Annotated in this window: 4 protein-coding genes; 1 reads left to right on the forward strand and 3 read right to left on the reverse strand. The window is 44.5% G+C overall.

Going from position 1 to position 3673, the window contains the following annotated elements:
- A partial coding sequence (locus Q0314_RS10370; protein ID WP_298058771.1) for a tetratricopeptide repeat protein occupies positions 1-674 on the forward strand: 674 nt, incomplete at its 5' end.
- Positions 675-783: 109 nt separating this feature from the next.
- Here the strand turns inward: Q0314_RS10370 and dcuC are convergent.
- The 3 genes from dcuC to Q0314_RS10385 form a co-directional block, all read right to left on the reverse strand.
- A complete protein-coding gene (dcuC, locus tag Q0314_RS10375; RefSeq protein ID WP_298058773.1) occupies positions 784-2091 on the reverse strand; it encodes a C4-dicarboxylate transporter DcuC in 1308 nt (435 codons plus the stop codon).
- 268 nt (positions 2092-2359) lie between these two features.
- A complete protein-coding gene (gene pepE, locus Q0314_RS10380; protein WP_298058775.1) occupies positions 2360-3064 on the reverse strand; it encodes a dipeptidase PepE in 705 nt (234 codons plus the stop codon).
- Positions 3061-3673 (reverse strand): peptidase dimerization domain-containing protein (locus tag Q0314_RS10385; protein ID WP_298058777.1); only part of this gene is annotated, 613 nt, incomplete at its 5' end. The genes Q0314_RS10385 and pepE, both read right to left, overlap by 4 nt.

Here is a 3673-nt window from a genome sequence, read left to right on the forward strand (position 1 = left end):
AAAAGATATTTTTACCGCTAATCGCAGCTTCGGCTTTAGCTGTCAGCACCGATCTAGACGCGCTGCAAAAGGAGTGCGACGGCGGAAACGGCGAAAGCTGCGTAAAGATTGGAATTTTATACGGCAAAGGACGAGAAATAAAGCAAGACTACGATAAGGCCGTAGAGCTGTTAGCTAAAGCATGCGATTTAGGATTTGCAAAAGGATGTTCCAATCTCGGGGGATTATACAGCAGAGGAGAAGGCGTCAAGAAAGACTACGAAAAATCAAATAAACTATACGCTAAAGCTTGCGATTTAGACGATAATGTCGGATGCTTTATACTTGGGCTATCATACGATGAAGGCAAAGACGTAAAACGCGACGAACAAAAAGCAATTACGCTATATTCGAAAGCTTGCGATTTAGGATTTGCAAAGGGATGTTATTACGGCGGATTTTTATACGAAAACAGCAAAGAAAACAATCAAAACTACATAAAGGCCCGCGAGTTATACATAAAAGGTTGTGACCTCAAGGATGGCGCAAGCTGTGGAAGCGCAGGATATTTGTATAGATATGGCAAAGGAGTAGAAAAAAGTCATGAAACGACTGAAAAGTACTTTAAAAAAGCGTGCGAGATAGATGTTTTAGATTGCGAAACATACAAAACCTTTAAAAAACTAGGATATTAAATTTAGATCTAAAATTTTTAGCCATTTTTTTGATAAATTTGACGACAAAATACCTCCAAAAACAAAAAGTCGGCAAAGCGCCGACTTTATCAAATTTAGCTCCGTAAATTTAGAGCATAAAAAACGCTATAACGCACACGGCTATCGCCATCGCAGGAGCCGTTCGCTTGGCTATCTCGACCGGGCTAACCATAGCTAGACCCGCGCACACGATCGCTGCACCCGCGATAGGAGACGACGAGCGACCTAGAGCGCCTGAGATCGCAGCGGCCATGCCTAGTTTATCCTGCGCAAAGCCCAGATCCGCGGCGTGAACGGTGATAGCTTGGTTAAACGCCATAGTAGCCGCGTCGCCAGAGCCCGTAACCGTACCCATGAGATACGGCACGAAAGTACCGCCGTAGCGCACGAACTCCTGAGAGTGTTTCAACCACTCAGTGACCGCATCGATCGCTCCGCACGCCTTTAGACCTGCGACGAAAACGCCGGCAGCGATGATGATACCCATAACCTCGGCGTAGGCACTACCCATACCGTTAAAAAACTCTTTGGTGATCTTTTCCGGGCTCGTCCACGTGATGAAAACTGCGATGATAGCGCCAAGGATCATAGCCTCGGCCACGCCCATCTTCGTCCATGCTAGCCATGAGATTTTATTTAGGCCGGTGCCGCCGACGACGAGGATAACTAGCGGGATGAGAGGCGCTAGAGCAAACAGCAAATTTACCTTCGTCTGCGTCGCTTCGCCGGCGTTGCTTGTAGATTTAGGCGAGAAATCTTGTCCTTTTTGATAATCTTTAAAGATAATCGCCGTCAAACTAATCACGATCAAAACGACGATACCGGCGGCTACGGCGTTTGGAAACTGCACGCCGATGACGTCTTGGACGGTGTAGGCTTCGTTTGTCTTTTTAACCATGTCGGTTACGAAGATGTTGTGCGCAGATCCCGGGCTTAGCACACCGCCAAACGTACCCGCAAACACAGCAGCTCCCGCCATCGCAGGACGTACGCCAGAGGCCATCAAAAGCGGTATCATCGTAGCTCCCACCGCAGCCGAGCAGCCCGCAGCCGACGGTATCGCGATATTGATAAGATAAGTCAGTACGAAAGTAGCCGGAATCAGAAAAAATCCGATATCTTTCATCGGCTTCGTAAGTAGCAAAACCAGGTGCTGGTCGCACTTAGTCACCTTCATAACGTAAGCAAAGCCCATACTGGCGCAAATCGCCTTGATAAGGCCGGCCGAAGTCATCGACTTCGTAAAGCTCTCAAGCGCTCCGAGCGGATTTAGACAGATGACGCAGAGCACGAGTCCCACGCCGATGAGCACGGTTTTGGTCTCTCTTTTTTTGACCAATAAAAACACGACGGCGATCAAGCCTATGACCGCACAGATTAGCTTAGCAGTAGCCATTTTGTCCCCTTTCGTTTTGTTTTTTTATTCCTGTTTCAAATTTGACTCAAATTTACGCCGTTTGGATTTTGCGCGCTAGTTTCGAGTCAAATTTAATCTTTTCGTTTAAATTCGTCGACAGGCGTTTATCTAAAATTTGCTAGCCACTAAAAAATTGCGCCTCAAATTTGAGTTTTTCGCCAAATTTCGCCGAATCGTAACAACTATTTTAAAGAACGTTTTTACCGATTTTAGCCCGCTAGTTAAATTTGAGTGCGGGCCCAAACGACTAAAATTTAAAGCTATCTCCAACCTTTATGAGCTCGGTTTCTTTTTGGTACGCCATTTTTAAAACCGGGCTGTTTTCCATGCCCATCACGGTCGCATTTTCGCCTTTTATCCTTAGAGCCGTGCCTTCAGGCAGCGCGTAGATCAGGCTTTTTTGATTTACTATCAAAAACTCCTCCAGCCTCTCCTCCCTGCTTTCGCCGTTATGTCCGGCGATCTTGCCGCTGATAAAATGCGGATTTATCTGATGCGGGAAGATATTTAGCGAATCAAAGCTCTTTGGCATGATGATAGGCATATCATTTGTCGTCATCATCGTCTTGCCAGCGATGTTTGCGCCAGCTGACCAGCCAAAGTATTTTGCGCCATTTGCCACAGCTTCTTTTATAGGCTCAATCAAATTTAGCTTATAAAGCGTGTAAAGCAGCATAAAGGTATTTCCGCCGCCAACTGCGATACTGTTAGCGTTTTTGATAGCTGAAATTTTATCCTCGTAGTGATGGATTGATTTTATATTGCTATTTTTTAATCTATCAATTACTTTTTGCTCATACTCGTCATTTGTTCGCCTAACTCCAGCGTAAGGGATAAATAAAATTTCTTCCTTGCCGCATTCACCTAAAAATTCCTTAACCCAGTTTTTGCAGTGTCTCAAGTAGCCAGTATCTTGGTAGCTTGAAGCGCTGATTAGTAAAGCATTTTTCATTTTTTTACTCCATTTAATTTGTAAGCAGATCTTAGATAGACATCAACCCCAGCCACCAAACACTCCTCATCAAAGTCAAATTTGCAGTTGTGATGGCCTGCTTTTAAATTTGTTCCTATCATCATATAGCCACTCTTTGCGCCCCTATCTTGCAAAGCTCTCATAAAATGAGCAAAATCTTCACAAGCACCAAAATCAAGCTCTTTTACGATCTTGTCATCATCTATAAATGGACTTTGCTTTGCAGCTTCATAGAAAATTTCAGTTACTTCTTTGTCGCTATCGGCTCCGTTTGTACCGCCAGTTTTTACGACTTTACTCTCTACTCCATAAATTTCACTCACGCCTTTTACGATATCAATACATTTTTTATACATAAATTCATTTAAATTTGTATCCTCGCCCCTTGTTTCGCAGGCTAGATAGCCATTTGGTGCGATGACGTTTCTGCCTTCACCTGCTTTTAAAACGCCTACGTTTATCCTAGTCACGCCTTTTGCATGTCTTGTAATACCATGCATGCTTAGTGCCATTTGAGATGCAGCTAAAAGGGCATTTGCACCATCTTGTGGTGCACCTGCTGCGTGAGCTGAACGACCAGTGATATGT

This window comes from uncultured Campylobacter sp. (assembly GCF_938040115.1).
Classification (GTDB): Bacteria; Campylobacterota; Campylobacteria; order Campylobacterales; family Campylobacteraceae; genus Campylobacter_A.

What these genes read in the sequence shown, in the direction of transcription:
- dcuC (WP_298058773.1), bottom strand. Translation starts at nt 2,091, where the DNA reads ATGGCTACTGCTAAGCTAATCTGTGCGGTCATAGGCTTGATCGCCGTC.
- pepE (WP_298058775.1), bottom strand. Translation starts at nt 3,064, where the DNA reads ATGAAAAATGCTTTACTAATCAGCGCTTCAAGCTACCAAGATACTGGC.